Origin of the sequence: Priestia sp. YIM B13551, assembly GCF_042787905.1 — a bacterium.
In the GTDB taxonomy this organism is placed as follows: Bacteria; Bacillota; Bacilli; order Bacillales; family Bacillaceae_H; genus Priestia.
The window spans coordinates 1-19,172 of record NZ_JBHZOX010000005.1 but is presented as its reverse complement, the minus strand read 5'-3'; the positions used below and the strand labels follow the sequence as shown (position 1 = coordinate 19,172).

Below are 19,172 nucleotides of genomic sequence, written 5' to 3'. Positions count from 1 at the left end.
GATCTACTCCTTTAACACCGATTGGATATAAATTGAAGGATCCATAAGCGTTTGAGCGGCTGTTGACACATAAGGAATAACAGCTTCTGCACCTAGTCCTAAAAAGACAGAAACAGCAAGTAAGATAGCGGATGGGTATAGAATACCTTTAAGGGATACTTTTCCATGCTCAGAAGAAAGCTTAGGTTCACCCCAGAAGCAGCTCATGAAAATCTTAATGGCAGAATATAAAACAAGCAGGCTTGAAACTAGTAAAACTCCTACAAACGTGTAGCTCTCTGATTCTAAGCCGCCCTGAACTAAAAGGAATTTTCCAATAAAGCCGCTTAGGGGAGGAATTCCTGCCAACGAAATAGTAGCGATAAAAAACATCCAGCCAAGCAGCGGATAGTCTTTAATTAACCCACCCATTTTCTTTAATTTTGTTGTTCCAGTTATTCGAATGATGCTTCCAGCAAGAAGGAATAGAGCTGCTTTAATAATCATGTCGTGAATTAAATAATAAATAGCTCCTTCAAAACCTGCGTTTGTTGTCAAGGTCACTCCGTAGACTATGACTCCGACAGCAATAATAATGTTATAAATTAAGATTTTATTTACATCAGAATAAGCAATGGCGCCTACTGCACCAACAACGATAGTCAAAAGCGCAACGTAGCCGATAATTTGATGAGTAAATTCAGGATGATGGTAAAACAGTAAAGTGAAAGTCCTGAAAATCGAATAAACGCCTACTTTTGTGAGCAAAGCACCAAACAACCCGATAATAACGGGTGGAGGCGCACTATATGAACCTGGAAGCCAGAAATACATTGGAAATAAAGCTGCTTTTAAGGCAAAGACGATAAATAAAAGCATGCCAATGGTTGTTAAAATTCCCGGCTGGTTCGCCTCAGCAATTCGCTGTGAAAGGTCCGCCATGTTGAGAGTTCCTGTTACGGCATATAAATAAGCAACGGCAATGACAAACAAAGCGGATGAAATGACGTTGACTAAAATATACTTAAGTGACTCTCGAAGCTGTGCTTTTGTACCGCCAATTACAATAAGAGCGTACGAAGACATAAGCATGACTTCAAAAAAGACAAATAAGTTAAAGATATCACCTGTTAAGAAGGCGCCGAATACGCCTACTAATAAAAATTGCACAAATGAATAAAAGTAAAAACGTTCACGCTTTTCCCCAATTGTATGAAAAGCAAAAAGAACGCAGCATAGTGTTACCACACTAGCAGTAAGTACGAGAAGGGACGCGAACATGTCCGCTACTAGAATAATTCCAAAAGGAGGTTTCCAGTTCCCAAGCTCGTGAGTTAAAACACCTTTTGATTGAACCAGTTGTACTAAATAGGAAGCAAAAGCAGTGGTGGTGATTAATGATAAAACACTGATTATCCTTTGAAGTTTAATATTGTCTTTGAAAAAAATGAGCACAACACCTACAACAAACGGGATAAGCAGTGGGATGATTACAAAATTACTCGTCATGTTCATTTCCCCTTAACTTGTCCATATCGTCTGTTCCGAGTTCTTGATAAGCCCTGTAAGCTAGTACAAGGAAAAAAGAAGTGACGCCAAAGCTTATGACAATGGCAGTTAAAATTAGGGCTTGAGGTAAAGGATCTGTATAAGAAGAAGCCTTTTCTCCCAGAAGGGGAACACTCCCCCCTTTTAATCCGCCCATCGTTAAAATCAACAGGTGAACGCCGTGGCTTAATAAACCTGTTCCAATAATAATTCGCAGTAAACTGCGGGATAACATGAGATATACAGCGGCAGTGAATAGAATCCCTGCCACTATGGACATTAATATTTCCACTATTCACTCTCTCCAATCGTTTGAATAATGGTCATCGTAACACCAACTACTACTAGATATACACCTAAATCAAACAGTACAACGGTAGCTAAAGATGTTTTCCCGAGAAGGGGAAGGATAAAGTAGCTATATGTGTGAGTTAGAAATGGAACTTTGAAAATAAATGACCCAAGCCCCGTTAAAATAGCTAGCAGCAGTCCGGAAGCCGCGACCTTCTTATAATCAAATGGGATGACTTTGGATACGGTTTTTATATCGAAAGCCAGCAGTAGTAATACAAGGGCTGCTGAGGTAGTAAGTCCCCCAACAAACCCTCCCCCCGGTGTATAATGACCTGCAAAGAAAAGATGAATGGCAAAAATGATAATAATAAACGTGACTACTTTCGTTGTGGTTTGTAGTATCAAATCATTTTTTTTCACTCTTCTTCCTCCTTTGTTAACCGAAGACGAATCATGCCATAGATAGCAAGAGCTGCTATACAAAGTACGGTAATTTCAAATAATGTATCAAATCCGCGGAAGTCAACAAGAATTACGTTCACCATGTTTTCGCCGCCTGCTTTTTCATAGCTGTTTTCAATAAAGTAATGTGAAATCGATTCAAATAGTTTCGTACTGTTTGCTGATATGCCAAGCAGTGTAACAGTCGTTCCTACAAGAAGAGCAACCAGTAAGTTTGGCAGCTGAAACTTCACCCTTACTTTTCGCTTCCGAAACTCCGGCAAGTAGTAGAAACATAGTAAAAACAGGGATACCGATACAGTTTCAATCACTAATTGAGTCAAAGCTAAGTCAGGAGCTCGGAATAATACGAAAAATAAAGAGAGCGTATACCCGACAACTCCGAGCGAAATAATGGCTGTGAGGCGTGATTTTGCCAATAAAGTTGTAATAGTAGCCGCAACCATTACGACTGCTAATATGGCTTCATAAACGCCTATAGAAGCAGTATCTTTTAAATCAATCGCAAAGGCATTCTGAGAAAAGAGCGTCACGAGAAGTAAAATGCCTATGAAAGTAAAAATGATTAAAAGATAGTCTCTAATAAATCCTGTCATTAATGTTTTCATGATACGTGTTGACCCTTTTTCTATCCCTTTAATTCCATAATTATAGCCGTTATTAAGCGTTAAAGAAGAAGGGAATCGTGTATAAATTTTTGACCACTTTTGAATCGTCATAAATAACAAAATACCAAATATGATGACCCCTAGCGTCATAAATAATTCTGGGGTAAAGCCATGCCAAAATTTAATATGCACTTGATATTCTTTACCTTCAGCTAGCAGGCTAGGTGCGATAGAGGCCATTGTTGGCTCAATAAGGGTTGATTCTAATAAATTAGGAGCAAAGCCAAAAATAACAACCAGTGATGCTAAAATAACAGGTGAAATAAGCATCCCTACTGGTGCTTCATGCGGCTTCTTTTCTAGTTTTTCGGGCTGGTATTTGCCTGTAAAGGTTTTAAAGACAAGAATCATACTATAGACGAAAGTGAAAATACTTCCTAACCAAGCGATGATAGGCAGCAAAATTCCCCACGTCTGCATACTATACATATCCATTTTTGTCACGTTTACCATGCCTGTAAAAAACATCTCTTTACTTAAGAATCCATTAAAAGGAGGAAGACCCGCCATTGAAAATCCCCCGATGATAGCAATGGTAAATGTCACAGGCATGAAGCTCATTAACCCGCCTAACTTTCTAATGTCACGCGTGCCTGTTTCATGATCGACAATGCCTACTACCATAAACAAGCTGCCTTTGAAGGTAGCGTGGTTAATCAAATGGAAAACCGCTGCAGTAAGAGCTACTAAGTAGATATTATCGTCTAAAAAATTATAGTGAATAGCTGCGCTACCTACTCCTATAAGTGACATAATCATCCCGAGCTGACTAATGGTTGAAAAAGCTAAAATCCCTTTCAAGTCTTGTTGCTTTACTGCTGAAAACGAGCCCCAAAACAGTGTAATTAGTCCTATAATTGAAATAATAAAAAACCAAGTGGCGCTTATAGAGAAAACAGGGCTGAGTCTTGCTAAAAGATAAATTCCCGCTTTTACCATTGTGGCTGAATGAAGGTATGCACTCACTGGGGTTGGAGCTTCCATTGCATCTGGCAGCCAAATATGAAAAGGAAACTGAGCAGATTTTGTAAAGGCCCCTAATAAAATGAGGACTAGAGCTGGAATGAATAGATGACTTGATGTGACTACATCTACGTTTGAGATAATTTCGCGTATGCTGAAAGTACCTGTCATAACGTATAAAAGCACAATTCCTGCTAAAAGTGAAAGTCCTCCGAATACGGTAATGAGCATAGATTTTAAGGCTCCGTATTGAGATTTCTCTCGTTTGTACCAATAACCAATCAATAAAAAAGATGAAAGGCTTGTTAATTCCCAAAAGCTGTAAAGGCTCATTAGGTTGTCTGATAATACAACTCCTAGCATCGACCCCATAAAAAGAAGCAAATAGACATAAAACGAATGCAGTGCTTCTTTTGTCTTAGAAAGATAATAAATGGAGTAAAGAATAACAAGTGTCCCAATTCCGGTGATTAATAGAGAAAACAGAAGACCAAGTCCATCCACATAGGCATCAAAGTTAATGCCCAGACTAGGTATCCATTTCATTGAATGTAGATATGTTTCCCCCTTAGAAACACCACTGATATATTGTGTGAAATAAATGAACAACACAAGTGGAAGAGGTAAAACGAACCACCCTGTATGAATACGCTGGAATTTCCTATACAGAAGGGGGACAAAAAAGGCTAATAAAAAAGGCGATAAAATCACCAAGTGCAACCACGACAAAAGACAAACCTCCTTGTGATATTCAATTCTGTAACCGATTATATAATAATTTAATTATGCATGCATCCATGCTATTTCTTAGTATCAGCGGATTTTTCAAACCTTATTAAATAAATAGAAACTCGTCACAAAATCCATAAAAAAAACATAAAAAAATTTTTTTGGACGTATAAAAATCACTCGAAATTGTCACTCTAAGAATGGGGTGATGGAAATGTATAGGAAACAAATAGCCATCAGTTTTCTCATTTTTACCGCATTATGTATGGGCGGATTTGTGCTGAATAATCACTTGGAAATGAAAGAAGAAAACAGGATGCTACTCACTTCTAAAAACCAAGCTGAAAATTCCATATCAATAGACTTTTCCCTTTTAAAAGCCTCTTATAAACCGAGACAATATGTGAAGATAGGTGAAATGAACTATATTGCACCACCCGATAAGCAAATAAAAAACGATTGAAGACCACTCTGTAGTCGTTTTTTATTTGCTTATTATTTGCGTAATCGTGCATGAATTACGTCCTGTAATCAAAGAACATTAGTTGACTTCACAACTGAATTTATCGTTAAATAAAAGGGTACATACAATGATTGCAGTTTCAACAAACTATAATGATTGTGTCAAATTGTAAGTGGATTCACTTGAATTCAGCTAACAGTTTCGATAAAGTGAAAAATAAAGATATTTTAATGGAGGAACAGACTATGACACATGTTCGTTTTGATTATTCAAACGCGTTATCATTTTTTGGTGAACATGAACTTACATACTTACGTGATGCCGTGAAAGTAGCTCACCATTCAATTCATGAGAAAACAGGTGCTGGAAACGACTTTTTAGGATGGGTCGACCTTCCTACGGAGTATGACAAAGAAGAATTTGCACGCATTCAAAAAAGTGCAGAAAAAATTAAATCTGATTCAGATGTATTAATTGTTATCGGTATTGGAGGATCTTACTTAGGTGCTCGTGCTGCAATTGAAATGCTTCAGCATTCATTCTATAACACATTATCAAAAGAACAGCGTAAAACTCCGCAAGTTATTTTTGCTGGTAACAACATCAGCTCAACATACATGAAAGACTTAATGGATGTTTTACAAGATAAAGATTTCTCTATTAATGTTATTTCAAAATCTGGTACAACAACAGAACCGGCGATTGCTTTCCGTATCTTCCGTAAATTATTAGAAGAGAAATATGGCAAAGAAGAAGCACGCAAGCGTATTTATGCAACAACAGATAAAGCGCGTGGCGCATTAAAAACATTAGCGGATGAAGAGGGCTATGAAACATTTGTTATTCCAGATGATGTAGGCGGCCGTTATTCAGTATTAACAGCGGTTGGTTTATTACCAATCGCCGCTGCGGGTCTTGATATCGAACAAATGATGAAAGGGGCAGCTGATGCTCAAGAAGCATTCTCATCATCAGAGCTAGAAGAGAACCCAGCTTATCAATATGCTGTAGCTCGTAATGTTCTTTATAATAAAGGAAAAACAATTGAAATGCTGATTAACTATGAGCCAGCTCTTCAATACTTTGCTGAATGGTGGAAACAGTTATTTGGCGAAAGTGAAGGAAAAGATCAAAAAGGTATTTACCCTTCATCTGCTAACTTCTCAACGGATCTTCATTCTTTAGGTCAATATGTACAAGAAGGTCGTCGTGATATTTTTGAAACAATTGTACAAGTTCAAGATTCTCGTCATGAGCTAACAATTGAAGAAGATGCAGCGGACTTAGATGGATTAAATTACTTAGCTGGTGAAACAGTTGACTTTGTAAATAAAAAAGCCTTCCAAGGTACAATGCTTGCTCACACAGATGGAGGCGTTCCAAACTTAGTTGTGAACATTCCTGCGCTAGATGAGTATACGTTCGGATATGTTGTATATTTCTTCGAAAAAGCATGTGCAATCAGCGGCTATTTATTAGGCGTAAACCCATTCGATCAGCCGGGAGTAGAAGCATACAAAGTAAATATGTTTGCTCTTCTGGGAAAACCTGGTTTTGAAGAGAAAAAAGCAGAATTAGAAAAGCGTTTGAAGTAAGTAAAAAGAGGGCGGTACAAAAGTATTTTAGCCCAAGTGGAAAACGAACCATTGATCAACATGTTTGATTAGTGGTTCGTTTTTTTTGTTATGGTGAATATAGTTTCATCTGTTTAGGTCCTTCTAGCAGTTGATTGGAGGGCAAGGCGAAGACTCCTGCGGGGAAAAGCGCAAGCGACGAGGAGGCTCAGCGCCTGCCCGCGGAAAGCGAAGCCTTGCACGGACATCACGGTGTCACAAGCGATTTATACGAGCTACTTTATCCAGTTTGTTCGTCTTTAGGTTGGATTCATTTAGTTATGTCTCAACCTCTTTTTTGCTTTTGAGATAAAGGATAAAACGCTGGAAAGAGGACATGTTAAAACAGAGGAGGGATAACATGATTGAATTATCTTCAAGATTAGAGGGCACATTATTCAAGCTTTACGAATTAGAAAAAACGCTTAAGCCGCTTGGGTATAACATTGGAGGGAATTGGGATTATGACCATGGTTCATTCGACTATAAGATGAATGATGAAGTCGGCTATCAGTTTTTACGTATCCCGTTTACAGCTACGAATGGAGAACTGGATTCTAAAGGAACAACCGTACAGATTGGCACGCCATTTTTACTTTCACATAAATATCAAATTGGTCTAGATGACGATGTTCACAATGGAAATGTCAGTGCTTCATTTAATCAGTTTGCAGAACCCCAAGACGCAGACGCTTCATTTCCAGAAAAGTATATCAGCTTAGGAGAAGAGCTAATTAGAGAGGCAGAAGATGCGCTGCTTCAGTAATTGAAGGAACTATTCTTTTTTTAAACTCTCTAATTTTTTCACAAAAATATGTTCGTACATGACTTGACTAATCAACTCGTTTGTTTTAATCATTTCATTCACCCCCAAATTTTGTGCATTTTGAATATGCTTTTTTGTTAACAGTTCAACGATGCTGTAAATAGAAGGGTTCAATCCTTGCAGAGCGACTAACGTAACAATAGTATTCATGTCTGCATATTCTTCTGTCTTATGCTGATCGGCAGTAATCAGCACTTTTTTTGCGTACCGAGCGTTGGCAAGTTCTAATACTTCATAATGAGAGGGACTTCCTTTAATAAAATGAACGCGATCACAAATCATGGGATTTTTAGTCAGAGAGTCGTCGATAAGAACAATGTCTTCTTTATGAAATGCGTCGCGATAAGACTCTAACACGAGTTTGGCGCGCTCATTCCACCCAACAACGATGAAGTGATCTTTTCCATAAAATTTTAAATTTCCTTCCAAATAAGCGCTCTCAGCGGAAACAGCAATTTTAGAAAGCGTAACAAAATAAGTGGTAATAAATCCCGTTCCGATCAGGACTAAAATAATTGCAGCTAACCTTCCAATCGTAGTGGTCGGAGCAAAATCACCGTACCCTATAGTAGAGATTGTAATAATAACCCACCAAATTCCTTCAAACACATTCCCAAACGTTTGCGGCTCTAGGAAATGTATAAGCATGCCGAAAAGCAGAACAAGGCAGCCGATAATAAAAAGAAGCCGCACTAAAATAGAACGACGAAAAAGTCGAAATAATAGCCATTCCATCATAAAAAAACCTCCAGTGATTAGTCATAGCCACAGTATGACCATTTTTCACTGAAGGTATAAGATATCTTTATCTTTTTACTTCGTAATATTCAATCCATTCTTTGTCTGGACCGTAGAAAAATAAGTATCTTGCTCCATTTGGCAAAGTTACAATGTTTTCTTCCACAAATGAAACGCCTGCTGATTTTAAACGCTCAAACTCCTCTTCAATTCCGTCTACTGCCAGCGCAAAATGATGAACTTTACCTTCGTTAGGTAAGCTTGAGTTATACCCTTGAATTAACTCTACAATTACATTGCCTTCTAAACCTAGAAAAGCTAGCTTCAAAGACGGATCGGTATGTGGTAGTTTTTCGATGAGCTCTAATCCCACTTTTTGCGTATAGAACTCAATAGATTCTTCTATATCCTTTACTTGAACGCCTACATGTTCAAATTTTAAAATTGTCATATGCATCACCCGTATCTATAGTATGTAAAAACTATGAAATATATTAAAGAGAAAGGATATAGAAGTCAACATAGGGCTGCTTATCAGGAAAGGGCTCTTAAATCATATTTTTGCTGGAGTGAATAGGGTAGAGGCTTCCATCAAGTGCAAACGAAATTTTGCCTGTTTCTTCAGAGACAACTAAAATTAATGCATCCGATTTTTCCGACATTCCAATGGCAGCACGGTGACGTGTTCCCAATTTTTTGGTCGTTGAAATAATAGACGAGAGAGGTAAAACATTAGCAGCTGAGATAAGCTGATTATTTCTAATTAGGACGGCTCCGTCATGTAAGGGTGTCCCTGGATAGAACAGCGTCTCAACTAGCGTAGCGCTGACAGGAGCTTGAATAGGCATTCCTTTTTGAATAAGAGGGTCTACATTTTGTTCCCGTTCAATGACAATTAAAGCGCCGTGACGTTTCTCAGAAAGGTTATGAATAGCTAAGGACAGAGCAGCATATTCAAATGTATAAGGCGATAAGTAATGACGCAAGTAATAAGAGGCAGCCGTAGCTTGAACATCTTGAAATAACTTTCGCATCTCCTCAAAATCACATAGTATACAATGATCACTCGTGTCTAAATGTTTAATTAAATTAGAGGCTTCAGTTGAAATCTGCTGTAAATATGTTCGCACATTATTTTTAATTGTATCGTCTAATTGAAAAGGTTGTCTCTCCATCTTATATAGCTCCTATCTGTCAGTCAGTGTTATCTGTAATGTGTGCTAATGTGGGTGAATTATCCGTAAAGCTTATAAATCCCTTATTAATTTTATAGAGAGGTTTTGTGTTTTATTTAGCAAGAGAATATAAAAAGTTGGAGAAAAAAGAAAGCGTTTTATAAACTGATATGTTCACATTTGGTTTAAATTTACATATGTTGTTTTAAATAAAAGTATAGATATTTCTGTGAATTTAAAGTATAGTTTTCTTATCGGATATATGATTTTTAATGTTGACAAATATTCTAAATATGCTAAAATTTTTAAAAAATGCTTATCAAGAGTGGTGGAGGGATCTGGCCCGCTGAACCCCGGCAACCTGCTTAGCAAGGTGCTAATTCCAGCAAAGTGTGTATCATTTTGAAAGATAAGGTGAAAATTTATTGCCTACCCAGTCTTTCAATATGGAAGACTTTTTATTTTGATATAGCGCAAGCGATAATTTGAGGAGGGACACCAATGACTGTAACCCCCGACTTAAAACAAATCTTTGGGCATGTCGAAGCAAAGTAAGAATTAAATAGTTTCGCTGACTAGACACACTAGAGGCGGTTTTATCCAATTCTAGTGGGTAAAACCGTCTTTTTTTATTGGATAACGCGGATAACTAAGAATTGGAGTGAAGAAAATGGCAGACTTATATACGTACGAAAACTGGAGTGATACGTTTCCAGAGTTCGACAGTGAAGATGAAACAAAAGGAGCCCTTTCAGCATTGCAGTGGGCGTATGATACCTACGGAGATTCAATTATCTATGCATCAAGCTTTGGGATCGAAGGGATCGTGTTAATTGATTTAATTTCAAAAGTGAAAAAAGATGCTGAAATTGTCTTTTTAGATACAGGCGTTCATTTTAAAGAAACATATGAAGTGATTGATGCAATTAAAGAACGCTTCCCTGATTTACGTATTCATATGAAAAAACCGGATTTAACTCTTGCAGAACAAGCTGAAAAACATGGAGATGAGCTTTGGAAGAGTCAGCCTAACTTATGCTGTCAAATTCGAAAAATCATTCCATTAAGAGAATCTCTTGCTCCTTATGATGCGTGGATTTCTGGTTTGAGACGCGAGCAGTCTGAGTCTCGTGCCAGCACGAATTACTTTAATAAGGATGAGAAATTCAAGAAGGTGAAAGTTTGTCCGTTAATTCATTGGTCTTGGAAGGAAATTTGGCGCTATGTGTATAAGCATGATTTGCCATATAACAAACTTCATGATCAAGGCTACCCAAGTATCGGCTGTGAACCCTGTACCGCACCTGCCTACAATGTAGACGATTTACGTTCAGGAAGATGGGCAGGTACACAAAAAGTTGAATGCGGATTACACGAATCTTAAATACGAAAGAGCTGAATAAATGATGCTTTTATATGTTGCCTTTATCATTGCGCTTTTTTTTGCAATGAATATTGGGGCAAGCGGTGCAGCAGCAGCTATGGGCGTTTCATACGGCTCCGGTGCGATTAAAAAGCGAAGAGTAGCCCTGTTCATCTGTGCTGCAGGTATTGTGCTCGGAGCCATTATCGGAGGCGGCGAGGTGGTAAAAACCATCAGTTCAGGTATCATACCTGAAAAATTGCTGTCAGTAGAATTAGTTATTATCATTCTGGCTGCTGCAACGCTGTCACTCTTTTTCGCGAATTTAATTGGTATTCCTCTATCAACAAGTGAAGTAACGGTTGGTTCAGTTGTTGGAGTAGGCGTAGCTTATCAATCTCTGTATGTGGAAAAACTTTTAGTTGTCATGTCTTTTTGGATTATTGTTCCGCTAGTTTCATTTGTCATTGCTTTTTTGATTGGAAAAGTGATAAAACGCAGAGCGCATAAAAAAGAAGCAGAGGGAAAGTGGAAAAGAGTTTTAACGATTTTAGTTATAGCGACGGGATTCTTTGAAGCCTTCTCAGCTGGAATGAATAACGTGGCAAATGCTGTCGGTCCTCTAGTAGGAGCTGGATTAATGGATGCCACAACGGGTGTCATAGCAGGAGGATTGGCAGTGGCGCTCGGGGCTCTTTTACTAGGAGGCCGAGTTATTGAAACAAACGGGAAAAAAATTACTCGCTATTCTGTAGGAGAAGGGTGCATTATCTCGGGTACTGGTGCTTCTCTTGTCACAGTCGCTTCACTGTTTGGTTTGCCAGTACCGCTTACACAGGTCACTACGTCTTCTATTATTGGAATAGGAGCAGCGAAAACGGGATTCACGAAAGAACAGCGCGAAGTGGTCATTCAAATGTTAAAGGTTTGGGTGGTATCCCCTGTATTTTCACTCGTAATCTCATATGTTCTTGTGAAATTAGTACTTGAAAGCGACTTATATTCATTTGTGGTGCTAGCTAGCGGATGTATTGCCACAGCAGGTGTTCTAAGCTTAGCTAGAGCGACTAGAAGAAAAAGAGCAAGCTTGCAGTCGGAAAAAGAAAAAATGACTGCGTGATTCAAGTGCTTTTTATTATATTGTGTTAATTATTTAAGGAGGATTTTACAAAATGACAACAATTCAAGCACACGGTGGAGAATTAATTAATTTATATCAACCAACATATGACTACACGTCACTAACAAAAGAAATCGAAGTAGATAACATGGCCCTAAGTGATTTAGAACTAATTGGAATTGGTGCTTACAGCCCAATTACAGGATTTTTAGGAGAAAAAGATTATCAATCAGTTGTTGAAAATATGCGTTTAGCAGATGGAACAGTATGGAGTATTCCTATCACTCTTCCTGTAACAGAAGAGCAAGCTAAAGAATTAAACATTGGCGACAAAGTAAAACTTGTTCAAAACGGCGTAACGTATGGTGTTTTAGAAGTTTCTGAAGTATATACGCCAAATAAAGAAAAAGAAGCGGAGAACGTGTACCGCACGGCAGAACTTGCTCATCCTGGCGTGAAAAAAATGATGGAGCGCCCAAATGTATATGTAGCAGGTCCAATCGTACTTGTAGAACGTACATCTAAAACGCGTTTTGAAAAGTATTACCTAGATCCTACTGAAACAAGAGCAGCATTTGAAGAACGCGGTTGGAAAACAGTTGTTGGATTCCAAACTCGTAACCCTGTTCACCGTGCGCACGAATATATTCAAAAAACGGCATTAGAAATTGTAGACGGCCTGTTTTTAAATCCACTTGTAGGAGAAACAAAGTCAGATGATATCCCAGCAGATATCCGTATGGAAAGTTATGAAGTACTTTTAGAGAACTATTATCCTAGCGATCGTGTAGCTTTAGCAGTTTTCCCTGCTGCGATGCGCTATGCTGGACCTAGAGAAGCTATTTTCCATGCAATGGTTCGAAAAAACTTTGGATGCACACATTTCATTGTAGGCCGTGACCACGCTGGTGTTGGTGACTACTATGGAACATATGACGCACAAAAAATCTTCAGTAACTTTACAGCAGATGAATTAGGAATTACACCTTTATTCTTTGAACACAGCTTCTATTGCAAGAAGTGTGAAGCGATGGCATCAACGAAAACATGCCCTCACAGCAAGGAAGATCATATGATTCTATCTGGAACAAAGGTACGTGAAATGCTTCGTAACGGAGAAGTGCCACCAAGCACATTCAGCCGTAAAGAAGTAATTGAAGTGTTAATTAAAGGATTAGCAAAACAAAAAGTATCTTCAAAATAAGGAGCGGTTGAAGTGAGCAAATCAACAAACATTACGTGGCATGATGCTGGAATTACAAAAGAGGAAAGACGCGAGCAAAATAATCATCACAGTTTTGTATTATGGTTTACAGGTCTTTCGGGTTCAGGTAAATCTACCGTAGCAAACGCAGTGGCAAAAGCGCTTTTTGATAAAAATATTCGCAACTATGTATTAGATGGTGACAATGTTCGTTTCGGCTTAAATAAGAATCTAGGGTTTTCTGCTGAAGATCGTACAGAAAATATTCGCCGTATCGGTGAGGTTTCTAAACTATTTGTAGACAGCGGTCAAGTGGTACTCACAGCATTTATCTCTCCATTCCAAGAGGACCGCGCTCAAGTGCGTGAGATCTTAGAGGGGAATGAATTTTTGGAAGTATACGTGGAGTGTCCGTTAGAAGAATGTGAAAAAAGAGATCCAAAAGGCCTTTACAAAAAAGCAAGAAGCGGAGAAATTCGTGATTTTACAGGAATTGATTCTCCGTATGAGTCACCGGCTAACCCTGAATTAACAATTAATACAAGCACACAGTCTGTAGAAGAATGTGTACAAACTGTTATTGAATATTTAGCTAACCGAAAATTTATCTAAATGACAGCGGACTTTGTCCGCTGTTCTAATTCAAATTAAAATGTGGGAGCGCTGCGGAGACGTGGAAATGATGGAAGGGTGAAAGGCATTCATGGGGAAAGTATATCTAGTCGGTGCAGGACCGGGAGATCCAGATTTAATTACATTAAAAGGGTTGAAAGCAATTCAGCAAGCAGATGTTATCTTATATGATCGTTTAGTGAATAAGGACCTGCTGGAGTATGCTAAAAGTGATGCAGATATCATTTACTGCGGAAAGCTTCCGAACTATCATACCCTCAAGCAAGAAACAATTAACAACTTTTTAGTGAAATTCGCTAAAAAAGGAAAAATTGTAACGCGCTTAAAAGGCGGAGATCCATTTGTTTTCGGACGTGGAGGGGAAGAAGCAGAAGCTCTCGTGCAGCAGGGCATTTCATTTGAAATTGTTCCAGGAATTACATCAGGCATCGCAGCCGCTGCTTATGCAGGAATCCCTGTCACTCACCGGGAATACAGCGCAAGCTTTGCTTTTGTAGCAGGTCATCGTAAAGATAGCGAGCATGATGCAATCAAATGGGATAGCCTAGCCAAAGGTGTAGATACTCTTGCAATTTATATGGGGGTGCGGAACTTACCGTACATTTGCCAACAGTTAATGAAACACGGAAAAACTTCAGCTACGCCAATTGCATTGATTCACTGGGGAACATGTGCGGACCAGCGCACTGTAACTGGAACTCTTGGTACAATTGTTGATATTGTTAAAGAAGAACAAATTGAAAATCCAAGTATGATTATCGTTGGTGAAGTTGTGAATTTTCATGACCGATTAAATTGGTTTGAGAAGACTGGACAGCATTACTATTCGTTTGCACAAGAAGCTTACTAAAGAGGTTGATTATATGGATGCAGTTTTATATGTTTGCCATGGCAGCCGCGTAAAAGAAGGCGCTGATCAGGCAGTTGCTTTTATTGAAAGATGTAAAAAAAATCTAGATGTAACGATTCAAGAAGTTTGTTTCCTAGAACTAGCTTCCCCCACTATTGAACAAGGATTTGAAGCATGTATTGAACACGGTGCTACTCGTATTGCAATTGTGCCTCTTCTGTTATTAACAGCTGCGCATGCAAAGCATGATATACCCGAAGAAATACACAAAGTATATGAACGTTATCCCCAGGTAGAAGTGCTGTACGGAGAACCGTTCGGCGTAGACGAACGAATTGTTGATATCTTGGTAGAGAGAATCAAGGAAACCAATGTGGATAAGCATGAAGATTCGATGGTATTGTTGGTCGGCAGAGGAAGCAGTGATCCTGCTGTAAAAAAAGATTTTAACGAAATAGCTCAACTGCTAAAAGGGAAAGGTGCTTTTAAAGAAGTGAGCACATGCTATTTAGCTGCGGCTTCTCCTAATTTAAAAGAAGGCCTGCACCTTGCTAAACGAACTTCGTATAAGCAAGTATTCGTTCTTCCGTACCTTTTGTTTACCGGTATTTTAATGAACGAAATTAAGGAAGAATTGGAGCAGCTATCAACAGATGCCCAGCAGTTTATCTTAGCCAACTACCTAGGTTATCATGATGAACTTGCACACATTTTAAGTCACCAAGTAAAAACGTTATTATCGAGCAAAGGAAATCAATACGATGTATACCGTTATGCTTGATTTAAAGGGTCGTTCGGTCTTAGTAGTTGGGGGGGGGACAATCGCAACTCGTAGAATTAAAGGTTTTTTACAAGAAGGAGCAGCCATTACAGTGGTTGCTCCAACTGTTTCAGCCGAAATAAATGAATGGGAAGCTAAAGATCAGCTGCGTGTAAAAAGAAAAAAAGTAGGAGAAGAAGACTTACTTAATGTCTTTTTAATTGTTGTGGCTACAAATGATCAAGCTGTGAATAAGTTTGTTAAGCAGCATATTAAAAATGATCAGTTGGTTAATATGGCCAGCAGTTTTTCCGATGGAAATATTCAGATTCCTGCACAGTTTTCTAGAGGGAGATTATCGCTAGCAATATCCACAGATGGCGCTAGTCCTTTGTTGACAAAACGAATCAAAGAAGACTTATCCTCAAATTATGATGAGAGTTACACACAGTATACACAGTTTTTGTATGAATGCAGAGTTCTTATCCACAGATTGAATGTGTCAAAGAGCCGTAAACATGAGTTATTAACAGAAATTATCAATGATCAATACCGGCTGTCTCTAGTAAAACAGCGGGAATTTTTACAACAGATTGAAAAATATAAATAAAAAACGGCCAATTGGCCGTTTTTTATTTATACATTTTCAACTTCAATGCTTCGAATACCGCTGATTTTTTGAATTTCGTAATACACTTCTGTAGTAGGGCGCTGGTTATTAACTGACACTTTCATTCGTATATACAATTCATTGGTGTCTAAATCTTTGATTCGAATATTTTTAATTGTAATATTCTTTTCTCTAATGCTATTAGTTGTATCAAAGATATTGTGCTTATCCGCCAGCTTGAGTTGAAGAATAAGCTCTTTCTCGCGCAGTTGCCTAGGCCCCAAAATAGTAATAAGGAAGGGAAGAAGTTCAACGCTGATGATGAGCAGTACAACTCCGGTAATAGCTTCAGGATAAAACCCTGCACCTACAGCAATGCCTATACCTGCTGCTCCCCAGATAATAGCCGCTGTTGTAAGCCCTGAGATGCTGTCATTTTCTTTTCGTAAAATGACACCGGCCCCTAAAAAACCAATTCCAGAAACAATTTGAGCGGCCAGACGAAGCGGGTCCATTGTGATGTGATCACCTTTATTAAAGATTTGAGAAGACTCAATCGAAACAATCGTGAGTAAACAGCTAATAATGGAAATTACGAGAGATGTTTTTAAACCAACAGGCTTTCGTTTTAGTTCCCTTTCAATTCCAATAATAAGACCAAGTACAGCGGAAATACCTAATTTGAGCAACATTTCATTTTCCATTATTTTCACCTATTTCAATAAACATTGTTGTTTATATCTGTATGAAAGAAGAAAAACAGATATGTATCAGTATAGTAAACTTTTCTTCATAATGACAGGTTAAATTCAAAAAAATCTGATTATTTATAAAGCGCTACGATCTTTTCTTTTAATTTATATTTTTGAATCTTGCCGGATGCCGTCATGGGAAAGTCGTCTATAAAATAAATATGTTCCGGAATTTTGAAATGAGCAAGCTTACCTTTGCAAAAGTCTTTGATTTCTTGAGCGGTAAGAAAAGAATGTTGCTTGAGTTTAATGCATGCAGCAACTCGTTCTCCATACTTTGGATCAGGAATACCGACAATTTGCACATCTTCTACCTCGGGTATTCTATATAAAAACTCTTCAATTTCTCTTGGGTAAATATTTTCTCCGCCTCTAATAATCATATCTTTTAGACGTCCTGTAATTTTTACATAGCCATCTTTATCGATGGTAGCTAAATCTCCTGTATGTAGCCAACCTTCTACAATTGTTTTTTCTGTTTCTTCCGGCATTTTGTAATATCCTTTCATTGTTAAATATCCCTTTGCACAAAGTTCTCCTTGTTCTCCGAAAGAAGCTGGTTTACCTGTAACTGGATTAATAATTTGAATCTGTACATGATTATGAACTTTGCCAACCGTTTGTACTCGCCGCTCGATAGAATCAGTTGGGGTTGTTTGGGTGATTACAGGAGATGTTTCGGTTTGACCATAGGCGATCGTAATTTCATTGATGCCCATGTCATGTATGACTCGTTTCATTACTTCTGCTGGACAATTAGAACCAGCCATGATTCCTGTGCGAAGAGTAGATAAATCATATTGATGAAAGTCAAGCGTATTTAATTCCGCAATAAACATAGTTGGTACACCGTGAAGAGCTGTACATTTTTCGTTCTCTACGGTGCGTAAAACAGAGGCAGGTTGAAATTCAATAATCGGTAGCATAGTAGCACCTACAGATACGCATGCTAGAACACCCAGCACACATCCGAAGCAATGAAAGAAAGGAACTGGGATGCATAAGCGGTCTTCGTTAGTCAGTTTCATAGACTGAGCAACTAAAAAGCCGTTGTTTACTATATTATGGTGACTGAGCATAACTCCTTTTGGAAAACCTGTTGTTCCGGAAGTATATTGCATATTGATAACATCATGGATATGTAGGGATTGTTCATGCTTATCGAGAACCTCATCCGATACCATTAAGCTACTCATTAAAAACTCGTTCCAAGATGTATGTTCGCTTGATCCACTTAAGTTTATAAGATGTTTTAGTTTGGGAAGATTATGTTCAATACTGGTGATAATAGACGTATAAGAAGTGCTTTTAAATTCATCAATGAAAAATAGCGCTGTTGTATCAGAATGACTCAATACATACTCTAATTCAGAGGATTGATAACTTGTATTAAGGGTAACCAAAACAGCGCCTATTCTAGCTGCTGCGAATTGAAGAAGCAACCATTCCGGCACATTGGTAGCCCAGATAGCGATATGGTCGCCTTTTTTGAGACCGGTGGCTAGAAGTGCCTTTGCAACTCGAGAGGTTTCTTGATAAAATTCCGCGTACGTATAGCGAATATTTTGTTCAGAGTAGATAACCGCTTCTTGATGCCCAAACTTTTTTGTACTTTCTTTTAAAAGTTCTCCAACCGTTAATTCAAGCAATGGTTTCATTTGGTTTCCTCCTTGAATAATGTTAAAGTATATATGAAAGCGTTTTCTAAAAGTAGTTTATCAAATTTAAAGGAAGTGTTCCAAAAAACCATTCGACAAATTCCTTCACTTTACACTGCATATAGGAAAGGGAAGGAACTAGATTTATCACATTGATTTCAACAAGTAAGTATACGGAATGCGAATATTGTAATAAAATAAAGAAATGTCTCCCTGTTATAAGAAGACAACGCATGTTAATAAAGAATGGCATAAAAATATGAAGTAAACAAACAAAAAATCATGCTGAATGTTGAAAGTGAAATAAATGAAAGGCCGTTGACTTTGCCTTCTTTATTAGACATTTGAATTGATTCCCAATAAGCAAGTGAAATTAAGAGAATAGACATACAAAAGGACAAATAGAGTGCAGCTGCAATTAAGGTATCCAAGTGAACGCCTCCTTGGCGGATAAGGATTTAATAGACATTATGCTAGTATGGCTCTAGATATGCTAGTATCTATTAATTGGCTAACGTTTCGTTTACAAAAAAATAGTTTTTAAAAATATATCGAAAAACTATTGCACAATAAAAGAAGGCGTGGTATATTATTAAATGTCGCTAAGATGAACTGCTAAAGCAAACATCGAAGTGATAAACAAATAAAAAAACTTGTTGACAACTAGGTTTCAACTTGTTATGATAGTAAAGTCGCTTAAGAGCGGCGGTTGAACTTTGAAAACTGAACAAAGCGACAAACGTCAACGTTAATTTTTATTTTTT

At 38.0% G+C, this 19,172-nt stretch carries 21 protein-coding genes and 1 riboswitch; of the genes, 11 read left to right on the top strand and 10 right to left on the bottom strand.

Features of this window, described 5'->3' with window-relative positions; translation table 11 throughout:
* Nucleotides 1-3: 3 nt before the first annotated feature.
* From ACFX4N_RS21730 to ACFX4N_RS21715, 4 genes are read right to left on the bottom strand one after another with little or no spacing between them, the layout of a single operon-like run.
* Entirely contained in the window at nt 4-1,488 is a 1,485-nt protein-coding gene (locus tag ACFX4N_RS21730; protein WP_013059593.1) for a Na+/H+ antiporter subunit D, read from the bottom strand.
* Complete coding sequence (locus ACFX4N_RS21725; protein WP_013059592.1) at nt 1,478-1,819, bottom strand: Na(+)/H(+) antiporter subunit C; 342 nt, start codon at nt 1,817-1,819, stop codon at nt 1,478-1,480. Before ACFX4N_RS21725 ends, ACFX4N_RS21730 begins: the two co-directional genes overlap by 11 nt.
* Nucleotides 1,819-2,241: a Na(+)/H(+) antiporter subunit B gene (locus ACFX4N_RS21720; RefSeq protein ID WP_098239785.1), complete on the bottom strand. Its 423-nt coding sequence runs from the start codon at nt 2,239-2,241 to the stop codon at nt 1,819-1,821. Before ACFX4N_RS21720 ends, ACFX4N_RS21725 begins: the two co-directional genes overlap by 1 nt.
* Complete coding sequence (locus tag ACFX4N_RS21715; RefSeq protein WP_098239786.1) at nt 2,238-4,643, bottom strand: Na+/H+ antiporter subunit A; 2,406 nt, start codon at nt 4,641-4,643, stop codon at nt 2,238-2,240. Before ACFX4N_RS21715 ends, ACFX4N_RS21720 begins: the two co-directional genes overlap by 4 nt.
* A 214-nt stretch (nt 4,644-4,857) precedes the next feature.
* On the opposite strand from ACFX4N_RS21715, the gene ACFX4N_RS21710 reads away from it, so the two are divergent.
* From ACFX4N_RS21710 to ACFX4N_RS21695, 4 genes are all read left to right on the top strand, one after another.
* Entirely contained in the window at nt 4,858-5,106 is a 249-nt protein-coding gene (locus ACFX4N_RS21710) for a hypothetical protein (RefSeq protein WP_225519264.1), read from the top strand.
* A 245-nt stretch (nt 5,107-5,351) separates the two neighbouring features.
* A complete protein-coding gene (locus ACFX4N_RS21705) occupies nt 5,352-6,701 on the top strand; it encodes a glucose-6-phosphate isomerase (protein WP_013059589.1) in 1,350 nt (449 codons plus the stop codon).
* A 130-nt stretch (nt 6,702-6,831) separates the two neighbouring features.
* Nucleotides 6,832-7,032, top strand: a complete 201-nt coding sequence (locus ACFX4N_RS21700; RefSeq protein ID WP_225519265.1) for a hypothetical protein — start codon at nt 6,832-6,834, stop codon at nt 7,030-7,032.
* A 48-nt stretch (nt 7,033-7,080) separates the two neighbouring features.
* On the top strand, nt 7,081-7,485 hold the full coding sequence (locus ACFX4N_RS21695; RefSeq protein WP_016765797.1) for a YugN-like family protein: 405 nt from the start codon (nt 7,081-7,083) through the stop codon (nt 7,483-7,485).
* A 9-nt stretch (nt 7,486-7,494) separates the two neighbouring features.
* Here the strand turns inward: ACFX4N_RS21695 and ACFX4N_RS21690 are convergent, their stop codons facing one another.
* The 3 genes from ACFX4N_RS21690 to cdaS all read right to left on the bottom strand — a co-directional run bounded on the left by ACFX4N_RS21690 (nt 7,495) and on the right by cdaS (nt 9,458).
* Nucleotides 7,495-8,283 carry a potassium channel family protein gene (locus ACFX4N_RS21690; protein WP_028409582.1) on the bottom strand — a complete coding sequence of 263 codons (789 nt, stop codon included), beginning with the start codon at nt 8,281-8,283 and terminating at the stop codon, nt 7,495-7,497.
* Between the two features lie 67 nt (nt 8,284-8,350).
* Nucleotides 8,351-8,734: a VOC family protein gene (locus ACFX4N_RS21685; RefSeq protein WP_013059586.1), complete on the bottom strand. Its 384-nt coding sequence runs from the start codon at nt 8,732-8,734 to the stop codon at nt 8,351-8,353.
* Nucleotides 8,735-8,831: 97 nt separating this feature from the next.
* A complete protein-coding gene (gene cdaS, locus ACFX4N_RS21680) occupies nt 8,832-9,458 on the bottom strand; it encodes a sporulation-specific diadenylate cyclase CdaS (RefSeq protein ID WP_013059585.1) in 627 nt (208 codons plus the stop codon).
* Between the two features lie 313 nt (nt 9,459-9,771).
* Nucleotides 9,772-9,874, top strand: a riboswitch (SAM riboswitch).
* Between the two features lie 254 nt (nt 9,875-10,128).
* Here cdaS and ACFX4N_RS21675 point away from each other — a divergent pair.
* The 7 genes from ACFX4N_RS21675 to ACFX4N_RS21645 all read left to right on the top strand — a co-directional run bounded on the left by ACFX4N_RS21675 (nt 10,129) and on the right by ACFX4N_RS21645 (nt 15,998).
* Entirely contained in the window at nt 10,129-10,842 is a 714-nt protein-coding gene (locus ACFX4N_RS21675; protein ID WP_025601286.1) for a phosphoadenylyl-sulfate reductase, read from the top strand.
* Between the two features lie 19 nt (nt 10,843-10,861).
* Entirely contained in the window at nt 10,862-11,941 is a 1,080-nt protein-coding gene (locus ACFX4N_RS21670) for a sulfate permease (RefSeq protein ID WP_082611996.1), read from the top strand.
* Between the two features lie 52 nt (nt 11,942-11,993).
* Complete coding sequence (sat, locus tag ACFX4N_RS21665; protein ID WP_353880246.1) at nt 11,994-13,145, top strand: sulfate adenylyltransferase; 1,152 nt, start codon at nt 11,994-11,996, stop codon at nt 13,143-13,145.
* 12 nt (nt 13,146-13,157) lie between these two features.
* On the top strand, nt 13,158-13,757 hold the full coding sequence (cysC, locus tag ACFX4N_RS21660; RefSeq protein WP_014457932.1) for an adenylyl-sulfate kinase: 600 nt from the start codon (nt 13,158-13,160) through the stop codon (nt 13,755-13,757).
* A gap of 91 nt (nt 13,758-13,848) precedes the next feature.
* Nucleotides 13,849-14,628 (top strand): uroporphyrinogen-III C-methyltransferase, encoded by a 780-nt coding sequence (gene cobA / locus ACFX4N_RS21655; protein WP_013059580.1) that lies wholly within the window; start codon nt 13,849-13,851, stop codon nt 14,626-14,628.
* A gap of 13 nt (nt 14,629-14,641) precedes the next feature.
* Nucleotides 14,642-15,409 (top strand): sirohydrochlorin chelatase, encoded by a 768-nt coding sequence (locus tag ACFX4N_RS21650; protein WP_057275339.1) that lies wholly within the window; start codon nt 14,642-14,644, stop codon nt 15,407-15,409.
* Nucleotides 15,390-15,998, top strand: a complete 609-nt coding sequence (locus ACFX4N_RS21645; RefSeq protein WP_013059578.1) for an NAD(P)-binding protein — start codon at nt 15,390-15,392, stop codon at nt 15,996-15,998. Before ACFX4N_RS21650 ends, ACFX4N_RS21645 begins: the two co-directional genes overlap by 20 nt.
* 26 nt (nt 15,999-16,024) lie before the next feature.
* Here ACFX4N_RS21645 and ACFX4N_RS21640 read toward each other — a convergent pair whose 3' ends face one another.
* The 3 genes from ACFX4N_RS21640 to ACFX4N_RS21630 form a co-directional block, all read right to left on the bottom strand.
* A complete protein-coding gene (locus ACFX4N_RS21640) occupies nt 16,025-16,702 on the bottom strand; it encodes an MgtC/SapB family protein (RefSeq protein WP_013059577.1) in 678 nt (225 codons plus the stop codon).
* Between the two features lie 119 nt (nt 16,703-16,821).
* The gene (locus ACFX4N_RS21635; protein WP_013059576.1) at nt 16,822-18,408 is read right to left on the bottom strand and encodes an AMP-binding protein; all 1,587 of its coding nucleotides are present in this window, start codon (nt 18,406-18,408) and stop codon (nt 16,822-16,824) included.
* Between the two features lie 236 nt (nt 18,409-18,644).
* Entirely contained in the window at nt 18,645-18,839 is a 195-nt protein-coding gene (locus tag ACFX4N_RS21630) for a hypothetical protein (protein WP_057275340.1), read from the bottom strand.
* Between the last annotated feature and the right edge of the window lie 333 nt (nt 18,840-19,172).

Excerpts from the sequence above, each read along its gene's own strand:
- ACFX4N_RS21695 (WP_016765797.1), top strand. The coding sequence starts at position 7,081 with ATGATTGAATTATCTTCAAGATTAGAGGGCACATTATTCAAGCTTTAC.
- ACFX4N_RS21705 (WP_013059589.1), top strand. The coding sequence starts at position 5,352 with ATGACACATGTTCGTTTTGATTATTCAAACGCGTTATCATTTTTTGGT.
- ACFX4N_RS21730 (WP_013059593.1), bottom strand. The coding sequence starts at position 1,488 with ATGACGAGTAATTTTGTAATCATCCCACTGCTTATCCCGTTTGTTGTA.
- ACFX4N_RS21650 (WP_057275339.1), top strand. The coding sequence starts at position 14,642 with ATGGATGCAGTTTTATATGTTTGCCATGGCAGCCGCGTAAAAGAAGGC.
- sat (WP_353880246.1), top strand. The coding sequence starts at position 11,994 with ATGACAACAATTCAAGCACACGGTGGAGAATTAATTAATTTATATCAA.
- ACFX4N_RS21640 (WP_013059577.1), bottom strand. The coding sequence starts at position 16,702 with ATGGAAAATGAAATGTTGCTCAAATTAGGTATTTCCGCTGTACTTGGT.
- cdaS (WP_013059585.1), bottom strand. The coding sequence starts at position 9,458 with ATGGAGAGACAACCTTTTCAATTAGACGATACAATTAAAAATAATGTG.
- ACFX4N_RS21675 (WP_025601286.1), top strand. The coding sequence starts at position 10,129 with ATGGCAGACTTATATACGTACGAAAACTGGAGTGATACGTTTCCAGAG.
- ACFX4N_RS21710 (WP_225519264.1), top strand. The coding sequence starts at position 4,858 with ATGTATAGGAAACAAATAGCCATCAGTTTTCTCATTTTTACCGCATTA.
- ACFX4N_RS21670 (WP_082611996.1), top strand. The coding sequence starts at position 10,862 with ATGATGCTTTTATATGTTGCCTTTATCATTGCGCTTTTTTTTGCAATG.
- cobA (WP_013059580.1), top strand. The coding sequence starts at position 13,849 with ATGGGGAAAGTATATCTAGTCGGTGCAGGACCGGGAGATCCAGATTTA.
- ACFX4N_RS21635 (WP_013059576.1), bottom strand. The coding sequence starts at position 18,408 with ATGAAACCATTGCTTGAATTAACGGTTGGAGAACTTTTAAAAGAAAGT.
- ACFX4N_RS21645 (WP_013059578.1), top strand. The coding sequence starts at position 15,390 with ATGTATACCGTTATGCTTGATTTAAAGGGTCGTTCGGTCTTAGTAGTT.
- ACFX4N_RS21690 (WP_028409582.1), bottom strand. The coding sequence starts at position 8,283 with ATGATGGAATGGCTATTATTTCGACTTTTTCGTCGTTCTATTTTAGTG.
- ACFX4N_RS21685 (WP_013059586.1), bottom strand. The coding sequence starts at position 8,734 with ATGACAATTTTAAAATTTGAACATGTAGGCGTTCAAGTAAAGGATATA.